The organism is Rhizobium indigoferae (assembly GCF_034554815.1).
In the GTDB taxonomy this organism is placed as follows: Bacteria; Pseudomonadota; Alphaproteobacteria; order Rhizobiales; family Rhizobiaceae; genus Rhizobium; species Rhizobium leguminosarum.
On record NZ_CP140637.1, the window covers coordinates 1,108,885 to 1,127,500 of the forward strand.

16 protein-coding genes are annotated in these 18,616 nt (G+C 61.4%); 9 read left to right on the forward strand and 7 right to left on the reverse strand.

Features of this window, described 5'->3' with window-relative positions:
- Positions 1-5 precede the first annotated feature (5 nt).
- Genes U5G49_RS31925 through U5G49_RS31935 form a run of 3 tightly spaced genes read right to left on the reverse strand, consistent with a single transcriptional unit; the run spans position 6 to position 2,551 of the window.
- Complete coding sequence (locus U5G49_RS31925) at positions 6-776, reverse strand: ABC transporter permease (protein ID WP_210262113.1); 771 nt, start codon at positions 774-776, stop codon at positions 6-8.
- A gap of 10 nt (positions 777-786) precedes the next feature.
- Positions 787-1,782 (reverse strand): ABC transporter substrate-binding protein, encoded by a 996-nt coding sequence (locus tag U5G49_RS31930; protein WP_193443134.1) that lies wholly within the window; start codon positions 1,780-1,782, stop codon positions 787-789.
- Between the two features lie 13 nt (positions 1,783-1,795).
- Positions 1,796-2,551, reverse strand: coding sequence for an ABC transporter ATP-binding protein (locus U5G49_RS31935; protein WP_193443136.1), 756 nt, complete (start codon positions 2,549-2,551; stop codon positions 1,796-1,798).
- Positions 2,552-2,766: 215 nt separating this feature from the next.
- Between U5G49_RS31935 and U5G49_RS31940 the strand changes: the two genes are divergently transcribed.
- The 7 genes from U5G49_RS31940 (at position 2,767) to U5G49_RS31970 (ending at position 10,009) form a co-directional block, all read left to right on the forward strand.
- Complete coding sequence (locus tag U5G49_RS31940; protein ID WP_193443138.1) at positions 2,767-3,489, forward strand: GntR family transcriptional regulator; 723 nt, start codon at positions 2,767-2,769, stop codon at positions 3,487-3,489.
- 195 nt (positions 3,490-3,684) lie between these two features.
- Positions 3,685-4,863: an acyl-CoA dehydrogenase family protein gene (locus U5G49_RS31945; RefSeq protein WP_193443140.1), complete on the forward strand. Its 1,179-nt coding sequence runs from the start codon at positions 3,685-3,687 to the stop codon at positions 4,861-4,863.
- Positions 4,864-4,874: 11 nt separating this feature from the next.
- Positions 4,875-6,230 carry an LLM class flavin-dependent oxidoreductase gene (locus U5G49_RS31950; protein ID WP_193443142.1) on the forward strand — a complete coding sequence of 452 codons (1,356 nt, stop codon included), beginning with the start codon at positions 4,875-4,877 and terminating at the stop codon, positions 6,228-6,230.
- Positions 6,231-6,240: 10 nt separating this feature from the next.
- Entirely contained in the window at positions 6,241-6,582 is a 342-nt protein-coding gene (locus U5G49_RS31955) for a DUF3088 domain-containing protein (protein WP_193443144.1), read from the forward strand.
- Between the two features lie 13 nt (positions 6,583-6,595).
- A complete protein-coding gene (locus tag U5G49_RS31960; RefSeq protein ID WP_193443146.1) occupies positions 6,596-7,816 on the forward strand; it encodes an acyl-CoA dehydrogenase family protein in 1,221 nt (406 codons plus the stop codon).
- Positions 7,813-9,138 carry an LLM class flavin-dependent oxidoreductase gene (locus tag U5G49_RS31965; RefSeq protein ID WP_193443149.1) on the forward strand — a complete coding sequence of 442 codons (1,326 nt, stop codon included), beginning with the start codon at positions 7,813-7,815 and terminating at the stop codon, positions 9,136-9,138. Before U5G49_RS31960 ends, U5G49_RS31965 begins: the two co-directional genes overlap by 4 nt.
- Positions 9,139-9,160: 22 nt before the next feature.
- Complete coding sequence (locus U5G49_RS31970; protein WP_193443151.1) at positions 9,161-10,009, forward strand: NADPH-dependent oxidoreductase; 849 nt, start codon at positions 9,161-9,163, stop codon at positions 10,007-10,009.
- A gap of 31 nt (positions 10,010-10,040) precedes the next feature.
- Here U5G49_RS31970 and U5G49_RS31975 read toward each other — a convergent pair whose 3' ends face one another.
- Positions 10,041-11,051 (reverse strand): LysR substrate-binding domain-containing protein, encoded by a 1,011-nt coding sequence (locus U5G49_RS31975; protein ID WP_193443153.1) that lies wholly within the window; start codon positions 11,049-11,051, stop codon positions 10,041-10,043.
- Positions 11,052-11,350: 299 nt separating this feature from the next.
- Between U5G49_RS31975 and U5G49_RS31980 the strand changes: the two genes are divergently transcribed.
- Both U5G49_RS31980 and U5G49_RS31985 read left to right on the forward strand, forming a co-directional pair.
- Complete coding sequence (locus tag U5G49_RS31980) at positions 11,351-12,958, forward strand: ABC transporter substrate-binding protein (RefSeq protein ID WP_193443155.1); 1,608 nt, start codon at positions 11,351-11,353, stop codon at positions 12,956-12,958.
- A gap of 20 nt (positions 12,959-12,978) precedes the next feature.
- Complete coding sequence (locus U5G49_RS31985) at positions 12,979-14,598, forward strand: ABC transporter substrate-binding protein (protein WP_193443158.1); 1,620 nt, start codon at positions 12,979-12,981, stop codon at positions 14,596-14,598.
- Positions 14,599-14,689: 91 nt separating this feature from the next.
- On the opposite strand, the gene U5G49_RS31990 is transcribed toward U5G49_RS31985, so the two are convergent.
- The 3 genes from U5G49_RS31990 to U5G49_RS32000 form a co-directional block, all read right to left on the reverse strand.
- Positions 14,690-16,099 carry an FAD/NAD(P)-binding protein gene (locus U5G49_RS31990; protein WP_193443160.1) on the reverse strand — a complete coding sequence of 470 codons (1,410 nt, stop codon included), beginning with the start codon at positions 16,097-16,099 and terminating at the stop codon, positions 14,690-14,692.
- A gap of 75 nt (positions 16,100-16,174) precedes the next feature.
- On the reverse strand, positions 16,175-17,266 hold the full coding sequence (locus U5G49_RS31995; protein WP_322790949.1) for an LLM class flavin-dependent oxidoreductase: 1,092 nt from the start codon (positions 17,264-17,266) through the stop codon (positions 16,175-16,177).
- A 29-nt stretch (positions 17,267-17,295) separates the two neighbouring features.
- A complete protein-coding gene (locus U5G49_RS32000) occupies positions 17,296-18,543 on the reverse strand; it encodes an acyl-CoA dehydrogenase family protein (RefSeq protein WP_183907829.1) in 1,248 nt (415 codons plus the stop codon).
- Positions 18,544-18,616 lie beyond the last annotated feature (73 nt).

The window sequence follows — 18,616 nt, forward strand, 5'->3', positions numbered from 1 at the left end:
ATCCGTTATTGTCCGCGCCAGCCTTCGTAGTGGCGCTCTATCCGTCGAAACACGAGGCTCTCCATGAGCCACGCCGTGAGCCCGATCAGGGCGATGCCGAGAAGCACCTGCGCCGAATTGCCGAGCTGCCCGCCCATGGCGACCATCCAGCCGATCCCTTGGGATGCTCCGATCATCTCGGCCGCCACAAGCGCACGCCACGCCTGGGCAAAGCCGATGCGCAATGCGGCGGTCAGGAAAGGGAGAGAGGCCGGGAGATACACATGAGCCAGCAGTTGCAGCCGCTTGGCACCCAAAATGCGTGCCGCACGCACCTCCCCGCTATTGATGGAAAGCACGCCTTCCTGAATCGTCAGGGCCATCGGAAAGGCCGATGCGATGAATATGACGACGGCAATGGAGAGATATCCGAGGCCGAAGAAGATTAGCGACAGCGGCGCCCAGGCGATCGGAGGGATGGCCATGAAAAGACCGAGCAGCGGCTGGGCGAATTCGCGAAACGGCCGCCAAAGTCCGGCGGATACGCCGATGAGCGCGGCAGCCACGACGGCCGCGCCGAAGCCGCCGAATTCCCGCAACAAGCTCGCCATGACCTGGCGGCCCAACTCGCCCGACCGGATCCAGCGGAGCCCTTCGGCCGCCACGTCCCACGGCTGCGGCAGCACATAGGAGGGAACGCGGCTTGCCGCGAGGCACCACACGACAAGCAGGAACGGAAGCGCTGCCCAGCGCCAGGACGGTTGCGGAAAACGCAGCCGCGCTGCCAACGTCTTCATCGATCGGATCTCATCGTTGCGCGGCCGCTTTTGCGGCGAAGCTGTCGTCAATAATGTCGTCGACATTCAAACGCTTATCGAGAAAGCCGAGAGCGACAGAATAGTCGATGAGCCGCTGGATGAAGGCACGGTCGGACGGCTCGATTTCCGCCGACCACCCAAGGCGCTTCCTCGCCTCCGCGACGATCGCTTCCGGCGGCACGACACTTCCGTCCGCAGCCCTCAGGGCTTCCAGCTTAAAGCTTCGGGCGATGATCCGGTCGGCCTCTTCAGGATGCTCTCGTAGAAAGGCGATGGCCTTCGAATTTGCCCGCAACAGTTTCACGAGATCGTCCGGGCGTTCCTTCAGCGTCTTGGCAGGCGCTGCTATGACGTACCAGGGATAGCCGGGCAAAGCTCCGTTCACGTCGAAGACGACGCGACCTGTACCGCGGAGCACCGATTGGCTGATGAAGGGTTCCCACAAAAAGGCTGCATCGACGACGCCGGTATCGAGGGCAGCGTTCATGTTGCCCGCGGGCATTTGCGACAGCGCAAGATCCGCATCCGGGCTGAGGCCGGCGGCCTCTTTCAGAACGTAGCCACGCAGCAGCACATCCATGCCGCTGCCCCTATTGACGCCGGCAAGCCTCTTGCCCTTGAGGTCGGAAAGGGCGTGGATCGGGCCGTCAGTCTTCGCGATCACCGCTGCCTGACCATAGTTGACCTTGGCGATGATTTTCGCGTCGAGACCGCGCGCCGCCCATTGATAGACCGGGGGCGCACCGATATAGGCCACATCGATTTCGCCTCCAGCCACCGCCTGCTGGATGACGGGACCATCGCCGAAACCTTTGAGCTCGACGTTCAACCCCTCGTCGCGAAAATAGCCGTTCTCCTCGGCGATCAGGGCAGGTGCATTCGCCATAGCCTGGACCCAGCCAATGCGAAGCGGCCGCGGGTCCTCGGCATGGGCAGGCAAAGCCGCTGCAAGGGCGAGAAGAACTGCAGGTAGAATGTGTTTCATCGGATGCTCCCCTTCAGGTAACGGGTTGATTGCTGGTCATGACTTTGGCGATTTCCTCCGAGAGCTGTTCGCGCAGTTGAGCGAATAAAGGATTGGCTCTCGTGCCACGCTGATCGCGAGGACGCGGCAGGTCGATTGCCACTTCAGCGGTGATGCCTGTCGGCGGTAGCCCAAGGACGAGAACCCTGTCGGCAAGATAGATCGCTTCGTCGATGTCATGGGTGATGAACAGTACGGTCTTCCCCCACCCCGACCAGATGCGCAGCAATTCGTCATTGAGGGATGCACGCGTTAGGGCGTCGAGCGCTGCGAAGGGTTCGTCCATGAGCAACAGGCGCGGCTCGAGCGCGAGTGAGCGCGCCAGCGCAACCCGCTGACGCTGGCCGCCCGACAGTCGGTGAGGTGGCTCATGTGCCTGCTCTTCCAGGCCGACAAGTCGAAGAAAGTGCTGCGCGGCGGCTCTCTGCTCCTGCGTAGATCCGCGACGATTCATGCGCAGGCCAAAGCGAACGTTTTCCAGGACACTCAACCAAGGGAAGAGGTTTGGCGACTGAAATACATATCCGAGGACCGGATGCTCAGGGACGACAGGCACACCGTCTATGGTGATATGCCCCGATTGCGGGCGCAGGAAGCCGGAGAGAAGATTAAGGAGCGTCGACTTGCCACAACCGGACGGACCCAGGATCGCCACGAATTCTCCCGGCCGAGCCTTCAGCGAAAACCGTTCGAATACGGCGCGCCGGCTTTCGGGATAGGCGAAAGCCATGCGGTCCACCGAGAAGGCGGCACCGGATGAAACCTGCCTTGGGATAACTGGAGATGCCATGTTGCGTAGGACGACCCTGGATTGGAGTTGTCCCAATGTTTAATACATTATAATACAGGTCATCAACGTGAAGAGTTCCCCTTGCGTGGCAGCAAAAGGGAACGCTATTCCAAAGCTTCGCTGCTTCGTGGTGTTTTCGACCCTATGAAAAATAGATGAGTCTCATACGCAATAACCCGGTGGCTATGTACCTGCAGATCGCCGATCGGCTTCGTGCCGAGATCACCGAAGGCGCCTACGAGCCGTCTGGACAGCTCCCGTCGGAATCGCAAATTATGGCACGCTTCACAGTTAGTCGCGTCACCGTGCGGCTGGCGCTCCAACAACTCGATAGGGATGGGCTGATCGAACGCCGGAAAGGCAAAGGCACTTTCGTGGCCGGCAAGCAGGTGCGCCATCAAATTGATACACTGCGTAGCTTTCATGAATCGCTGAAAGTCCAAGGCTTCGATGCTACGATGCGGATTGTCGAGTTGACCGCAATTGAGACACCGTCTGCTTTCATCCCGCTGTTCGGAACGACATGCGCACTTCTGGAACGGCTTCATGTGGTGAACGACGAGCCGATTGCATTGGGCCGAAGCTTCTTGCCGGCATTCATGTCGGAGCTGGAGCGAGAGATCGCCGAACAGCAACCAACTTATGCGCTACTTAAAGACAAAGCCGGCGCCGACATTGTCTCCGCTGAGATTGCGATCGGAGCGCGTGCTGTCCCGCCTCGGATAACGTCGCTGATTGGAGCGGCTGAAAATGCGATCCTGCTTGTTCTGGAACGGAGTTCCTATTTCGAAACGGGCGCTTGCGCCGAAAAGTCTGAATTTTTTATTCGACCAGAGCGGTACCAATTTGTCCTCGGCAGTCGAATGCCGGACCGCTGAGTGTTCGAGTATTTGCTTTTGGTAGGACTCGACCACCGAGCCGACGTCAATGGCAACTCGCGTGCCAGGTCGTGACCTGGCGCGAGAAAGAATCTCTTGCCGTGAACTCAAATAGATATTGCTGGACTTGAACCGACATTCGCCGAACCTTTGAGCCCGAAGCGCTGCCACATGGCGGAGAGGTATGGGGCTGAAATGTCTTTCGAATGCGATGTAACGGATCCCCTCGTTGCCAGGGCCGTCGAGCTCAGGACGATTTTTCATCGAGACGCGGTCGAGCGCGACAAGCAGGGCGGCAGGCCGGTCGAGCAGATCCGCCTTCTCAAAGAAAGCCGCTTGCCATCGGCCCAGATCCCGGTCGGCTACGGTGGACAAGGAGCCTCATGGCTGTCGATCCTGCGTGTCGTGCGAGAGTTTGCCCGCACGGACGGCTCGCTGGCGCATCTCTACGGTTATCATCATCTTCCTCTTAACCTCGTCCTTTTTCGTGGCTCGAGCGCGCAGAAAGACCACTGGCTGCGCGCGTCAGCCGCCGGAAATCTGATGTGGGGCAACTCCGGCAATGCGATGTCGAAAACCTCGTCGGGCCGGCGCATCGACACCGGCTGGATCGTAAACGGCTCGCGTCCCTTCTCCTCCGGCTCTCACATCGCCGACTTCATCCAGCTGTCATGGGAAAATCCGGAGGGAGAACGGCTGACTGCCGCTGTTCCCGCCGACCGGGCTGGCATCGTGATCGAAGACGACTGGGACGGTATCGGCCAGCGCCAGACGGGCAGTGGCACCGTCAGCTTCAAAGATCTGGAGATCCTCGACGAAGAGCTGATCAGCTCGCCCAAGATCCCTTTGACACCCTATACCTCGCTGACGTCGTTGCTGCAGCAAAGCGTCCTTCTCAATGTCTTCGTCGGCAGCGCCCAAGGCGCTCTTGAGGAAGGCAGGGAATATACCTCCACCCTGTCGCGTCCCTGGATCTATTCCGGCGTCGAAAAACATACCGACGATCCGTGGATCAAACGGCAATATGGCGAACTCTACATCAAGACGCTCGCCGCAACCGAACTCGCAGACAAGGCTGCCCGCAGCCTTGATGACGCCTTCAACCAAGGCCCTGGTCTGACAGCCGCTGATCGGGGTGCGGTGGCAATCGATATCGCGACAGCCAATGTCTATGCAGGCGAGGCCGGACTGGCAGTTTCGAGCGAAATCTTCGAGGTCATGGGCGCGCGTTCGGCAACCAACGCCAACGGCTTCGACCGGTTTTGGCGCAATGTCCGCACCCACACTCTCCATAATCCAGCCGAATACAAAAAGCGGACTGTCGGCACCTGGCTCCTTTCGGGTGAATTCCCGGTGCCGGCAATGTACCGCTGAAGGGACATCTCATGGGTAGACGTAAAGATAAGATCAAGCTTGGTGCATTCCTGTTGTTTACCGGCCATCACGTTGCGGCATGGCGCCATCCGCAGGCTTCGGTTGGGACGGATTTCGAGAACTATTTCGAGCTCGCCAAGCTTGCCGAAGCGGCAAAGTTCGACGCGATATTCTTCGCAGACGGCGTGGCAGCCCGGCTGAAGGATGTCGAAGCCGCAAGCCGGAAGGCGCATAGCGGCGTCTACCCCTTTGAGCCGATCACGCTCCTGTCTGCGCTATCAAGCGTCACGCGCAACATCGGCCTGATTGCCACGGCCTCGACCAGTTTCTCCGACCCTTACAACCTTGCCCGCCAATTCGGATCGCTCGACCGGTTGAGCGGCGGCCGCGCCGGCTGGAACCTGGTGACGTCGTCAGACCCGGAGGCCGCCTATAATTTCGGGCATGAGGCGCAGATCCTGCATGCCGACCGCTACGATCGGGCCGAGGAATTCGCCGACGTGGTGCTCGGTCTCTGGGACAGCTGGGATGATGATGCCTTTATCCGTGATCGGGAAAGCGGCCGCTATTTCGATCCGGAAAGGCTGCACAGGCTCGACCATAAGGGGCGGCACTTCAAGGTGCGCGGCCCGCTGAACATTCCACGTTCGCCGCAAGGACGCCCCGTCCTGGTTCAGGCGGGCGCGTCGGGGCCGGGCAAAGAGCTTGCCGCCCGCACCGCGGAGGCGATTTTCGCCGCGCACATCACGCTCGATGAGGCCAAGGCTTTTTATGCCGACGTCAAGGGAAAGCTCGGCACATACGGCCGCTCCCCGGACGATCTCAAGATCTTGCCCGGCATCTTTCCCGTCGTCGGCCGCAGCGAGACGGAAGCTCAGGAGAAGTTCGAAGCACTGCAGGAGCTGATCCAGCCGCAGGTTGGCCTCAACTTGCTGTCACAGCTGAGCGGTGTCGACCTTAGCCCCTATCCGCTCGACGGGCCGATACCGTCCGATCTGCCGGTGACAAATGCCGGAAAGAGCCGGCAGGAACTAGTGCTCGATCTCGCCCGCCGGGAAAACCTCACCATCCGCCAGCTCTATCTGCGGATCGCCGGCGCACGCGGACACTGGCAGGTCGTCGGCACGCCGTCTCAGATCGCGGATGTCATGGAAGAGCGTTTCGAAAACTACGGCGCGGACGGCTTCAACATCATGGCGCCGATCATGCCGGGCGGCCTTGCCGATTTCATCGAGCTCGTCGTGCCGGAGCTGCGCCGCCGCGGCCTCTTCCGCACCGAGTACGAGGGCACGACACTTCGAGAAAATCTCGGCCTCAAGCGTCCAGTCAATCGCTTTGCCGTCAGCAATGCGGCAGCCGCAGAATAGGACCAGATCAATGGCGCGTGACAAACTCTACCTGATCGAGCCCGGTTTTTCCGATCCGAAACATCCCGGCATCACCTTTGTCTGCCCTCACTGCAACGCGATCGAAGGGCTGCTTGCCAGCTTTCCGCAGCTTGCAGCCGCGATCGACATCGAGCGGGTGCCCTTCCCTCGTCCGCGCCGCAACGTCATCGAGAATGTCGGTGAGGAGAACCAGTCGTTGCCGGTCTTCATTCTTGCCGACGCAGCCCCGCCAGACGCCGGCGACTGGAACGGCAAGCGTTTCGTCAACACAACCGATCGCATTCTCGAGCTGCTTTCCGAGCGCCACGGCTTTCCGCGCCTGCACAAATGAGGAGTGACGAGCCATGACCATAAAACCCGCAAGTTTCGAACGATCGATCTCCTCGCCTGAACTTTTCGAGCCGGACAGAACGAATTCCTATATCGCGAAGGCGACGGAGCTGCGCGACATTTTCGCAAGGGATGCAATCGAGCGGGACCAAACCGGCGGCAGACCGGAAGAACAGATCCGGCTGCTGAAGGAGAGCGGACTGGTCAACCTGCTGATCCCCGAGGAATTTGGCGGCATCGGCGAACGCTACTCGACGGCGATGCGGATCGTTCGCGAATTCGCCAAGGTCGATGGATCGCTCGGACATCTGTTCGGATATCATTTCAGCCCCTTGCAAAATGCGATCAACTCCGGACCAGACGCTCACGCCCGCGATCTTCTCCGTCGTTCGGCGGCGGGGCGCTGGTTCTGGGGCAATACCAGCAACAGCTTTTCGAAAAGCCTTTTCGGGCGGCGTGAACAGGATGGGGTTGTCCTCAACGGGTTCAGGCCGTTCGCCTCGGGGTCGCATGTGGCCGATTATCTGCTGGTCGCCTGGGAGGACGAAGAGACGAACGCGCGCAGCATTGCTTATATCCCGCCCACACGCGCAGGTGTCACCATCGCGAATGACTGGGACGGCATCGGACAGAGGCAGACGGGCAGCGGCCGGGTCTTCTACAAGGATGTGAAAATCCACGCCGATGAGATCGTGCCCGAGCGGCAGCGCGATCCGATCGCGCTGCTTGCGCCGCTGCAGCAGCAGAGCGTGCTGTTGAACGTCTTCATCGGCAGCGCCCAGGGAGCGCTTATCGCCGCGCGGGACTATACCGTCACCAGATCGCGTCCCTGGATCTTTTCCGGTGTCGAGCGTCATCAGGACGATCCCTGGATCAAACGCCAGTACGGCGAACTCTGGATCAAGGTTCAGGCGGCAACCGCGCTTGCCGACCGGGCGCTTACGGCGGTCGATGCGGTCTATGAAAAAGGACAGGATCTGACGGAGGCCGATCGCGGGGCGGCCGCGATCGCCGTCGCCGCGGCGAATGTCCTTGCCGGCCGTGTCGCGCTCGAAGTGACCAGTGAAATTTTCGAGGTCATGGGAGCGCGCTCGGCCATTCGCCCCTACGGCCTCGACCGCTTTTGGCGCAACGTCCGCATTCACACGCTGCACAATCCGGCAGAGTATAAGACCCGCAATGTCGGGACATGGTTCCTGACGGGCGAATATCCCGAGCCCGGGATCTTTCAATGAGCCCGCGCGAGCTTCATCTCAACATAAACATCCTGCACTCCGGCTTCTCCCCCGCCGCCTGGCGGATGGAGGGTAGCGATCCCCGCGCTTCATTCGACGTCAACCACTACATCAATGTTTCCAGGATCGCCGAAAGAGGCACCTTCGACGCTGTCTTCCTCGCCGACCAGGCAGCGATCTCGGACCGGGTGGACTTCCGACCATTGACGTCACTGGAGCCGACCATCGTATTGGCCCTGGTCGCGGCTCATACGGAGCGGATCGGTCTGATCGCCACGGCGTCGACGACATACAACGAGCCCTACAATCTCGCGCGCCGCTTCGCGACGCTCGATCATGCAAGCGGGGGCCGGGCCGGGTGGAACGTCGTCACCAGCGCGGACCTGTCTCAAAGCCGCAATTTCGGACTGGAAAAACCGGTCGCTCATGGCAGCCGCTATGAGCGCGCCGGCGAATTCGCCGAAATCGTCAAAGCCCTCTGGGACAGCTGGGAAGAGGATGCCTTTGTCGGCGACGCAGCGACGGGGCGTTTTGTCGATCCGGCAAAGGTGCATGCCATCGCCCATCGCGGAAAGCACTTTTCCGTGCATGGGCCGCACAACATCCCGCGTCCCCCGCAGGGCCACCCGGTCCTTGTCCAGGCCGGCGGCTCCGATGACGGAAGGGAACTTGCCGCCAAACACGCGGAAGCCGTTTTTTCCGCCTCGCAATCCTTCGAGGAAGCGCTTGATTACGCTGCCGATCTCAGGCAGCGCGCCAGCCGCTTCGGCCGGCCGGCGGACAGCATTCTGGTCTTGGCCGGCCTTGCGACGATCATCGCCAGCACCGAGGCCGAGGCGCGCCGCCGCCAGGAGGAGCTCCGTGAACTGATCCCGCTGGAATACAGCCTGTCGCGCCTTGCAGGGGTGCTGCAGGTCGATCCGAAAGGCCTCGATCTCGATGCGCCGCTTCCGGACGATATTCCGCTCGCGCCGGACGGCGGCCATACCTTCTTCCGGGCGACACTGGCGCTTGCGCGGCGCGAGCGCCTGACCGTGCGGGGTCTTATCCGAGCGCTCAATGGCGGCACCGGCCATCGCACTATTGTCGGCACGCCGAAGGATGTCGCCGACGATATCGAGCGGTGGTTCAGTGCCGGGGCCGCTGACGGCTTCAATCTCATGCCTGATGTGCTGCCCCACGGCCTGGAGGTTTTCGTCGACGAGGTCGTGCCGATCCTGCGTCGACGCGGCCTTTTCCGGCAGCAATATACCGGCAGGACATTGCGCGAGCATCTTGGTCTCGCCCGTCCGGCCAACCCTTATGCCGCAGCGGCAGAATGACGAGATCAGCAAGGAGAATGAGATGACCCCTTCCGTAGCGACCAAGCCAGATGAGAGCGATCGTCTGAGGGAGCTTGCCGGCGAGCGCTATCGCAATGACCAACGCCTCGAGGGACGCTGGAATGAGACGGTCGATACGCTCCTCAGTCATCGGAGTGTACGCCACTATCTGCCCACCCCGGTGCCATACGAAGCGGTCGAACTTGCTATTGCCGCCGCCCAGTCGGCGCCGAGTTCCTCCAACCTTCAGGCCTGGAGCGTGGTCGCCGTCGAGGATGCGGATCGCCGCAGCCGATTGAATGCCGTTGCCGGCAATCAGCGGCAGATCGCCCAGGCGCCGCTCCTGCTCATCTGGCTCGCCGATCTCGCCCGGCCACGCGCCATCGCGACGGAACGCGGCTCGACGGCAGAAGGCCTCGATTATATCGAGAGCTTCCTCCTCGGCGTCATCGATGCGGCCCTTGCTGCGCAAAATGCCGTCGTCGCCCTTGAATCGCTCGGCCTCGGGACATGTTATATCGGTGCGATCCGCAACGATGCAGAGATCGTCTCCCGTGAACTCGGCCTGCCGGACGGCGTCTTCCCCGTCTTCGGCCTCACGGTCGGCTTTCCCGATCCGGCGGTGCCCGCGGGCGTAAAGCCGCGCCTGCCGCAGACCACGGTCCTGCATCGCGAGACCTATGGCCGGCAGCTGCCGCAGGAAGATCTTACCGACTATAATCGTGTGCTCCAAAGCTTTCAGGGCGAGCAGGCAATGCCTCTGGTCGACTGGACCGATCAGGTGCTGAGCCGCATCGCTACGGTCGAATCCCTCAAGGGACGTCATGTCCTCGGCGATGTCGCGCGCAGGCTGGGCTTCAAACTGAAATGAAGACCGATCGACCCCGGCTTGACGCAGGCTCTTATTCGGCCGCGATCATGCCGAGGGCCGGACGGATGCTGCGCATCGCGATTGCATCGATCGTCTGCGAGGCGCGCGCCTCAGTAAGCAGCCAATTGCGAAACAGATCAACGCGCATCAGCCGGGCCTTGTGCTGCGTTGTCGCAAAGAAATAGGAAAAGCTCACCGGCTGCGGCGCTCCAAAAGGACTGACGAGCCGGCCGGACCGGATTTCGGCTTCCGCAAGCCTTATCTTGCCAAGACCAAGCCCCTGCCCCGCCATTGCCGCATCGAGCACCAGCGAGGATTGATTGAGGTGAAAGCCGCCCTGTGATAGCCGATAGGAAAGTCCCTCGGCACGCAGCCAGCTGTGCCAATCGGGGCAGGAGTGGTCGTGTTCGGCACCCTCCTCGTGTAGCAACGGCACCCCCTCGATCGCTTCCGCGCCTTTCCAAAGCCCGTAGCGATCGGCGAATTCCGGACTGCAGACCGGCAGCACCGCTTCCGACAAGAGATAGTCGACGGCAAGCCCCGAATAGGCTCCGCTGCCGTAGCGGATGACGCAATCCGCATCGCCCGCATCGAGATCGGTCAGCTGTGTCGAGGCATCGACGAGGATTTGCAGGCCCGGTGCTGCACGACGCAGGGCATCGAGCCGTGGAATCAGCCATTTGCTGGCGAAGGAAGGAGCGACGGACACACGGATCGGCTGTTCGTGGTCGCTCGTCACAAATTGCGTCATCGCCGACAGCACGGCATCGAAGGCGGCGGTGAGACCAGGGACCAATGCCAGGCCCGCCGGCGTCAGCTGCAGTTGGCCGCGCGCACGATGAAACAGCGACTGACCGAGATAGTCTTCCAGCAGCCTGATCTGCTGGCCGACGGCGGCTGACGTGACGTGCAGCTCCTCAGCTGCGCGGATGAAATTCAGATGCCGCGCCGTCGCAACGAAAGCGCGCAACGATGTCAGCGGCGGAAGCCGCGCGAGCGTCGGCTGGATGACTGTCTTGCGGGGTTGAACGGACGTATTCATGAAGCGATTGCACCACAAATAGGCCCGGCTAGACGAGCATCCGCTTTGCGCGAGCCCTGCTGGCGGAGACATTTTCTTCTGCCCAAGCCGCTCGACTGAGAAGCAAAAACTAAAACCCGCTAATTGTCTATATAATTACTAGACTATAGATGCGTGCGTGCCAGCGGCTCTCGAGCGAGCGCAAGCTTTTCTTTCGGTCACTGGCAGAAAAACATTCTTCGCGATTCCGCTTTTCCCGCCCGATGATGGTCCCGACAAAGCATTGCCCGAAAGGGTTCGTTCCGGATCAGGGGGTATCGATGGACATTCGCCGACGTCAGCTTAACCAGATTCTCGCTTTGAGCGCGCTCAGTGCCATCCTGCCCTTCAGGGATTTTGCGCAAGCCGCAGAACCCGTTGCGGGCGGAACGCTCAACCTTCTCGTCCAGCCCGAGCCACCGACGCTCGTCACGCTTGCCCATACGGCCGGCCCGACGACCCGCGTCAGCGGCAAGGTCACCGAAGGCCTGCTCGCCTATGGCCTCGATTTCATGCCGATCCCGCAGCTCGCCACCGAATGGGATCTCAGCGATGACGGGTTGGAATATAGTTTCAAGCTGCGAGAGGGTGTGAAGTGGCATGACGGGAAAGATTTTACGTCAGAGGACGTGGCCTTTTCGATCCTGGCGCTCAAGGAGGTCCATCCACGCGGTCGTGCCACCTTCTCCAGTGTGAAGGAGGTCGCGACCCCCGATCCGCATACGGCGATCATCCGGCTTTCGAAGCCCGCCCCATACCTGATCGGCGCCTTGCAGGCGAGCGAGTCGCCGATCGTGCCCAAACATGTCTACGACGGCACGAAAGACTTCGCCGCCCATTCGAACGGCCGCGCGCCGATCGGAACCGGGCCGTTCATCTTCCGGGAATGGGCCGTCGGCAGTCATATCATTCTCGATCGCAATCCTGATTACTGGGACAAAGGGAAGCCCTATCTCGATCGTATCGTCATCAAGTTCATTCCCGATGCGAGCGCCAGGCTCGCAGCACTGGAGACCGGTGAGGTCGACATCGCACCCGACACCCCCGTCTCCCTCAGCGAAATCGATCGTCTGAAGGCGTCGGCGACGCTTGCCGTCGACGACCGCGGCAACGACTATTCGCCAACCGTCTACCGCATCGAGTTCAATCTCGCCAACGACTACTTCAAACATGACAAGGTCCGCCAGGCGGTCGCCCACGCGATCGACCGGCAGAAGATCGCCGATATCGCCTTCTACGGTTACGCAGTGCCGGCCCCAAGTCCGATCAGCCCTTTCCTCAAGGCCTTCTACAATCCCAACGTGCCGGTCTATGCTTATGATCCCGCCAAAGCGGAAGAACTTCTTGACGAGGCCGGCTTTCCGCGAGGGGCCGACGGCATCCGTTTCGAGGTGCCGCATGATGTCATGCCTTACGGCGATACCTACACGCGGATCGGCAACTATCTGCGCGACGCGCTGTCGAAAATCGGCGTCAAGGTCAGCCTGCGCGGACAGGACGTGCCGACATGGCTGAAACGCGTCTATACGGATCGCGATTTCGCCTTCGTCACCAATGGCATGGGCAACACCTTCGATCCGACGATCGGCGTCCAGCGCCTCTACTGGTCGAAGAACTTCAAGAAGGGCGTGCCCTTCTCCAACGGCTCCGGCTACAGCAATCCGGAAATCGATGCGATCTTCGAACAGGCCGCGGTCGAGAATGATCACGCCAAACGCGTCGAGCTCTTCAACCGCATGCAGGTGATCATCGCCCGTGACCTGCCAGACATTACGCTGGTCTCCTTCCGGCAGCTGACGATCTTCAACAGGAAGGTGCAGGACCATACGGTCGTCGCAGACGGCCTCTCCGGCAGCCTTTCCTCCACCTACATCCTCAAGAACGCCTGACGCTGACAAGGAATGGTCCGATGAGCATCAATCGACGCCGGTTCAACCAATTGCTGCTGCTGTCGACGGCCGGCACGCTACTGCCGTCCTTCGGCGCCAGAGCGAATGACGAGACGCCGCAGAGCGGTGGAACACTCAATTTCATCGTCGAGCCGGAGCCGCCGACCATCCTTGCGCTGGCGCATACGGCAGGCGGCACCCAGAAGGTCAGCCCCAAGATTACCGAGGGGCTTCTGACCTATGATTTCGACCTGACGCCGAAGCCGCAGCTGGCGACCGAGTGGTCGATCGCCGATGATGGGCTGAGCTACACCTTCAAACTTCGCCCGAATGTCAAATGGCACGATGGCAAGCCTTTTACTGCAGACGACGTCGCCTATTCCATCGAGCTCCTAAAACAGGTTCACCCGCGAGGTCGGGGAACTTTTGCCAATGTCACGAAAGTCGAGACGCCAGACCCTCTGACGGCCGTCATCCGCCTTTCCAAACCGGCGCCCTATCTGTTGCGCGCGCTCTATGCGGCAGAATCGCCGATCGTGCCGAAACATGTCTACGAGAATATCCCGATCGCCGATGTGCCGATCAATCCGAACGGCAGCGCACCGATCGGCACCGGCCCCTTCGTCTTCAAGGAGTGGGTGCGTGGTTCGCATATCATCCTGGAGCGCAATCCCGATTACTGGGATGCCGGCAAGCCCTATCTCGATCAGATCGCCATCCGTTTCGTGCCGGACGGCGCGGCGCGCGCGGCCGGATTCGAGACCGGCGAGTTTGACATCGGCGGCGATAATCCGATACCGCTCAGCGATCTCGAGCGGATCAAGGCGTTGCCGAATATCGGCGTCGATTCCCGCGGCTACGAAACCAAGGGTGACCTGACCCAGCTGATCTTCAATCTCGACAACGAGTATCTGAAGGACGTCAAAGTCAGACGCGCGATTGCCCACGCCATCGATCTCGACGTCATCCTGAACACTGTCTGGTATGGCTACGGCCATATTTCTCCGACGCCGATCAGCGTCTTCCTGCCGCGCTATTACGATCCATCGATCAAACCCTACGCCTTCGACCTCAAGGCTGCCGAACAACTGCTCGATGAGGCCGGCTACAAGCGCGGCGCCGACGGCATCCGCTTCAAGCTGCGGCTGACCCACAATTCCTACAATGACGGTTTCAAGCGCGTCATCGAATATCTGAAGCAGAACCTGGCGCGCATCGGCATTGCCGGAACGATCGATTCCTATGATTTCTCGACCTATATCCAGAAGGTCTATAAGGAGCGCGTCTTCGACGTGACCGCCGAGTACCTGGGCAACCAGTTCGATCCGACGCTCGGCGTGCAGCGTGTCTACTGGTCAAAGAATTTCAAACTCGGCCTGCCTTTCTCCAATGCCAGCCACTACGCCAATCCCGAGGTCGATCGCCTTCTGGAAACGGCATCGGTCGAAATCGACGAGGACAAGCGCAAGCAGGAATTCAATGCGTTCCAGAAGATCATCGCTGACGAGGTTCCGGTCATCAATCTCATCGCGCTCGAGAACGTCACTGTCTTCAACAAACGCGTGAAGAACCACACGATCGGCGCCGAGGGCGTGCAGGCGAATTTCGCCGAGGTCTATATCAAGGACGGGCAAGGCTGAGCGGGCAATCGCGGCCGGCTTGCAAGGATAAGGGGCGCATCGCCGATGCGCCCCTCCCTTTGTCAGGTTTTCTCTTTGTCCGACGGCGCCGTCAGGATGCGGCTCGGGCAGGCGTGAATTTCAGCAGGATACGGTCCGCAAGCGCGATCGCCTGCGCTCGCTGCTCCGTGATCGAGCTCGACTCCCAGGCAACGCCGCGTAGCGGATGGCCAATGGCGCTGAGATTGCGGTGAATCCGTCCCTCCTCATCGATGAGATCCCCCTCGGGCGTGGCGTCAATGCCAAAGCCGGTGGAATGGGGGCGCACTTCGCCGCTCGCAAGCAGCTGGCGAATGAAGGGATCGGAGATGCGCCGCCAGTCGTGCAACTGGTGACCGCGGCAATCGATGACTCCATCGAACACCTGTCTTTCGATGCCGGTCCGCGTCTTCAGTTTAGCGGTGATGCCCTTCTTGTCGATGGCCAGATCGATGAGCCGCGCCACGCCGTGAGACAAGCGACCTTGCGAAAGAACCCTCTCGACGATCAGGTTGCTCTCCGGAGCGGAGCGATGCGCCGTCACATCCCAGAAGGCTCGGAGGTGCCGGGCAAAGCGCAGCCTTTCCAAGTCGTCCGCCTTTTGCCAGAGAGACAGGATGTGCGGGCGGATGGCAAGCGGCAGGCCTTGCCAGTCACCGCCGCTCGCTGCGATCGCACGTCGTTCGGTCTTAACAAGCGAAAGCAGAGACCGGGTGGTCGAGGGCAGCGGTTTGTCGGCAAGGAAGTCTCGGGCGGCCGCGACCTCCCGCCTGCCTTCGACGAACTGGCCGCGCCGCGATATCACTCTGTAGTGGCCATGGAACCCTTTTGTCTCCATGCTCGCAACGGCGTCGACCATCGAAAGGCTCGCGCCGATGAGCAGGATTTCTTCGCAATCCTTCAGCCTGTCGAGTGCTGCCGCATCCCAGGGATTGACGGCAAAGCGCGGATGGCCGGCAACCTCATGCGTCGGTGGATCCGGCGCAAAAACGCCGAGCGCCAGCACCGCCTCGTCCGCTTCGACGACAAGGCCGTCGCTCGTCGAAACCTGGATCCGATGCGGGGTGGACGACAAAGTTGACGCCGAGGCGCGAATATGGCGCAGGCTCGATCCGAACCGGGCCTCGCCGACGGCACGCTTCAGCTCGTCGCGCACATAGGTTCCGTAAAGGTAACGCGGCGGACTGCTCGAGCCGATATCCGGCGGCTGCCTGCCATTGGCAGCAGCCTTTTCTGAAAGCCATCGGGACAGATGCCCGGGATCATCGACGTAGAGCGAGAAATTGTTGGCCGGTCCGTTTACCAGATGAGCGGGGTCGGTCGTGCTGTAGGCGACACCGCGACCGAGCTCTTCCCGCCGTTCGATGATGGTGATGGCGAGCGGCACTGCCGTTCGATCGAGGAGGTTGAGCGCCGTCAACGCCCCCGCAAAGCCGCCACCGACGATAATAATGGAATGGTGAGGACGATGGTCGATGCGCATGAAAACTCCTTCCCGCCGCGGCAGGGGAACAGATTGGAATATGAAAGCTGCGGATGGCGATCGTTGCCTGGCCAATTACTCCGCCGCGACAGCACGCGCCTGGCGTGCCGCGATGCCGGCTTTGACCAGCGGCGCGACATCGCGCCCATAGGTGACGGTATCCTCGGTCGGATAAAACCCTCGCATCAGGAAGTTGGAAACGCCGGCGTCATAATAATCGAGGAGTGCCTCGGCGACCTGGTCCGGCGTGCCGACCAGGGCCGTCGAGTTGCCGCCCGCTCCGCTTGCCGCCGCAACCTCCGTCCAGAGCCGTTTATCGAGAACCTTGCCGCGCGCTGCGGCTTCGCGAAGCCCCACCGAACCCACATTGGACGGGAGTTTTTCGCCATTGCCGCCCGGCCGCGCGATCGATTTGACCCGCTCGAGTATGGCGTCAGCCCTTTCCCATGCCTTGTCCTCGGTCTCGGCAACGACAATGCGGAAGGCTAGCGTGAAGCGGATGTCATCGGCCCGGCCGAACGGCGCTGCCGCTTCCCGCACCTTGCTGATCGTCTCACGCACGCCGTCCAGCGGCTCGCCCCAGAGCGCATAGATATCGGCGTGCTTTCCCGCCACCTTGAAGGCTGCCTCCGACGAGCCGCCGAAAGAGATCGGGATGCGCGTGCCGTGGGCCGGCTTAACCTGCGAAAACGCGCCTTTGAATTTGTAGAACTCACCCTCGTGGTCGAAAGGCGCCTCGTTTTCCCAGACCTTCTTGAGCACGGTCAGATATTCGTCGGTGCGCTCGTAGCGTCGGTCGTGATCGAGGAAATCGCCGTCGCGTTGCTGGTCGGCGTCGGAGCCGCCGGTAATGATATGGACCCAGAGACGGCCGTCGGAAAACTGATCGAGCGTCGCAAGCTGACGGGCGGCCAGTGTCGGCGCCATGAAGCCGGTGCGGTGAGCCAGAAGCGCCCCGATGCGGCTGGTGTGGGAAAAGACATGCGCCGCGATCTGGTTGTTGTCAGGCCAGGTCGAGAATGCACCGATCAGCAACCGGTCTATACCGGCCTCTTCGGCCGCCCGTGCATGTCTCAGGATATAGTCCTTGTCGATAACAGGCCCCTGCGGTGGCACGATATCCGAACCTTCGCGGTTGGAGACATGCCCGATGAATTCCGAAGTCATGAAACAGCCTTTCCCATGAGGCGACGGGGCTAGAAAACCCTGCCTTCCTCCAGATGTGTCGTCGTTCCGTTGATGTAATAATCGCCGACCACGCGCGCCTTGTGCAGCAGCGGATTGTGGTTCAGAACCGTGCGGATATTGCGCCAGTGCCGGTCGAGATTGAGATGACGGGACGTGGCAGAACCGCCGCCGAGTTCGAAGACGTTGGTGGCCGCCGCAAGGGCGATCTGCGAGGCGACGATTTGCGTGCGTGCCGTCGTCAACGCACTTTCGATCAGCGCCGCCTCCAGCCTGTCCGGATCTCCAGCACCGAAGGCCTCGACTGAGCGGTCGAGCGCACGGGCGCTCTCGCGGATCAGCGTGTCGACAGCAAACGAGCCGGCGGCGATCTCGCCCAATATCTTCTGAACGAACGGATCGGCATTGGCGGTTTCGGCCGCACTATGGGCGGCGGAACGCGCCTGCCGCCGCACGTAGTCGGTACCTTCGGCCACGGCGCCTCGGACGGCGCCGGCCATGGAAGCGGCGAGATGGAGTTGGCGCAGCGTCGAGGTGTGGCGCCCGACCAGCGTATTGAGGCCGCGCGTGGAGATTTCGTGCGGCAGCACTTCGACATCCTCGAGCAACACGCCGCCGCTTGCCGTCAGCCGCTGGCCCATCCCATCCCAGTCGTCGAGGATGGTGATGCCCTTCCGGTCGACCGGCAAGAGAAGGCTGACCAGCTGATCCTCGTCATTCCTGGCGCTGAAGGAGGCAAAGTCGGAAAAGGCGGTTCCCGTTGCGTACCATTTGCGGCCGTTGAGCCGGAAGCTTTCGCCGGATTTCGTCAGTCGTGTCGTTACTTCGCCCGGCCGTTTGGTGCCCTGCTCGGTGTGCGCCCCGCCAAAGAGCTTGCCGGCAAGCACACGTCCGAGCTGGGTGCGGTCGATGGCCGAATTCGGGTTGAGAAGCAGGCTTTCGGTGAAATTGAAGTGGCTGCGGAGTGCGTGGGCGACATTCGAGTCGGCCGCGCCAAGCGTCATGATCGTCTCGATGTAGTCGACGACGGAGCCCCCCGGTCCGCCGAGCGCGACTGGAATGCGCAGCGCCCCGAGCCCTGCCTCCTTGAACCGACGAAAAGCCTCGAACGGCAGCTCGCGCTCGAGATCGCGCTTCGCCGCTTCTCTGGCAATTTCGGCTGCAAGCTCCGGCACCTTGGCGAGCAGTGCGGCAAGGTCGGGTGCAACAGATACGGATGCGGCGACTGGCGACAGGGCAGAAGGGGCGGTGTTCGGCATGCGGCGGAGACCTTCTCGGCACCAACTGGAAAGGACCGGCTGGATCCGCGATCTGCGGGTCTAGCCGGGGCTG

Bases quoted from the DNA above. Each gene is read 5' to 3' on its own strand.
- U5G49_RS31925 (WP_210262113.1), bottom strand. From the start codon at position 776: ATGAAGACGTTGGCAGCGCGGCTGCGTTTTCCGCAACCGTCCTGGCGC.
- U5G49_RS31930 (WP_193443134.1), bottom strand. From the start codon at position 1,782: ATGAAACACATTCTACCTGCAGTTCTTCTCGCCCTTGCAGCGGCTTTG.
- U5G49_RS31935 (WP_193443136.1), bottom strand. From the start codon at position 2,551: ATGGCTTTCGCCTATCCCGAAAGCCGGCGCGCCGTATTCGAACGGTTT.
- U5G49_RS31940 (WP_193443138.1), top strand. From the start codon at position 2,767: ATGAGTCTCATACGCAATAACCCGGTGGCTATGTACCTGCAGATCGCC.
- U5G49_RS31945 (WP_193443140.1), top strand. From the start codon at position 3,685: ATGTCTTTCGAATGCGATGTAACGGATCCCCTCGTTGCCAGGGCCGTC.
- U5G49_RS31950 (WP_193443142.1), top strand. From the start codon at position 4,875: ATGGGTAGACGTAAAGATAAGATCAAGCTTGGTGCATTCCTGTTGTTT.
- U5G49_RS31955 (WP_193443144.1), top strand. From the start codon at position 6,241: ATGGCGCGTGACAAACTCTACCTGATCGAGCCCGGTTTTTCCGATCCG.
- U5G49_RS31960 (WP_193443146.1), top strand. From the start codon at position 6,596: ATGACCATAAAACCCGCAAGTTTCGAACGATCGATCTCCTCGCCTGAA.
- U5G49_RS31965 (WP_193443149.1), top strand. From the start codon at position 7,813: ATGAGCCCGCGCGAGCTTCATCTCAACATAAACATCCTGCACTCCGGC.
- U5G49_RS31970 (WP_193443151.1), top strand. From the start codon at position 9,161: ATGACCCCTTCCGTAGCGACCAAGCCAGATGAGAGCGATCGTCTGAGG.
- U5G49_RS31975 (WP_193443153.1), bottom strand. From the start codon at position 11,051: ATGAATACGTCCGTTCAACCCCGCAAGACAGTCATCCAGCCGACGCTC.
- U5G49_RS31980 (WP_193443155.1), top strand. From the start codon at position 11,351: ATGGACATTCGCCGACGTCAGCTTAACCAGATTCTCGCTTTGAGCGCG.
- U5G49_RS31985 (WP_193443158.1), top strand. From the start codon at position 12,979: ATGAGCATCAATCGACGCCGGTTCAACCAATTGCTGCTGCTGTCGACG.
- U5G49_RS31990 (WP_193443160.1), bottom strand. From the start codon at position 16,099: ATGCGCATCGACCATCGTCCTCACCATTCCATTATTATCGTCGGTGGC.
- U5G49_RS31995 (WP_322790949.1), bottom strand. From the start codon at position 17,266: ATGACTTCGGAATTCATCGGGCATGTCTCCAACCGCGAAGGTTCGGAT.
- U5G49_RS32000 (WP_183907829.1), bottom strand. From the start codon at position 18,543: ATGCCGAACACCGCCCCTTCTGCCCTGTCGCCAGTCGCCGCATCCGTA.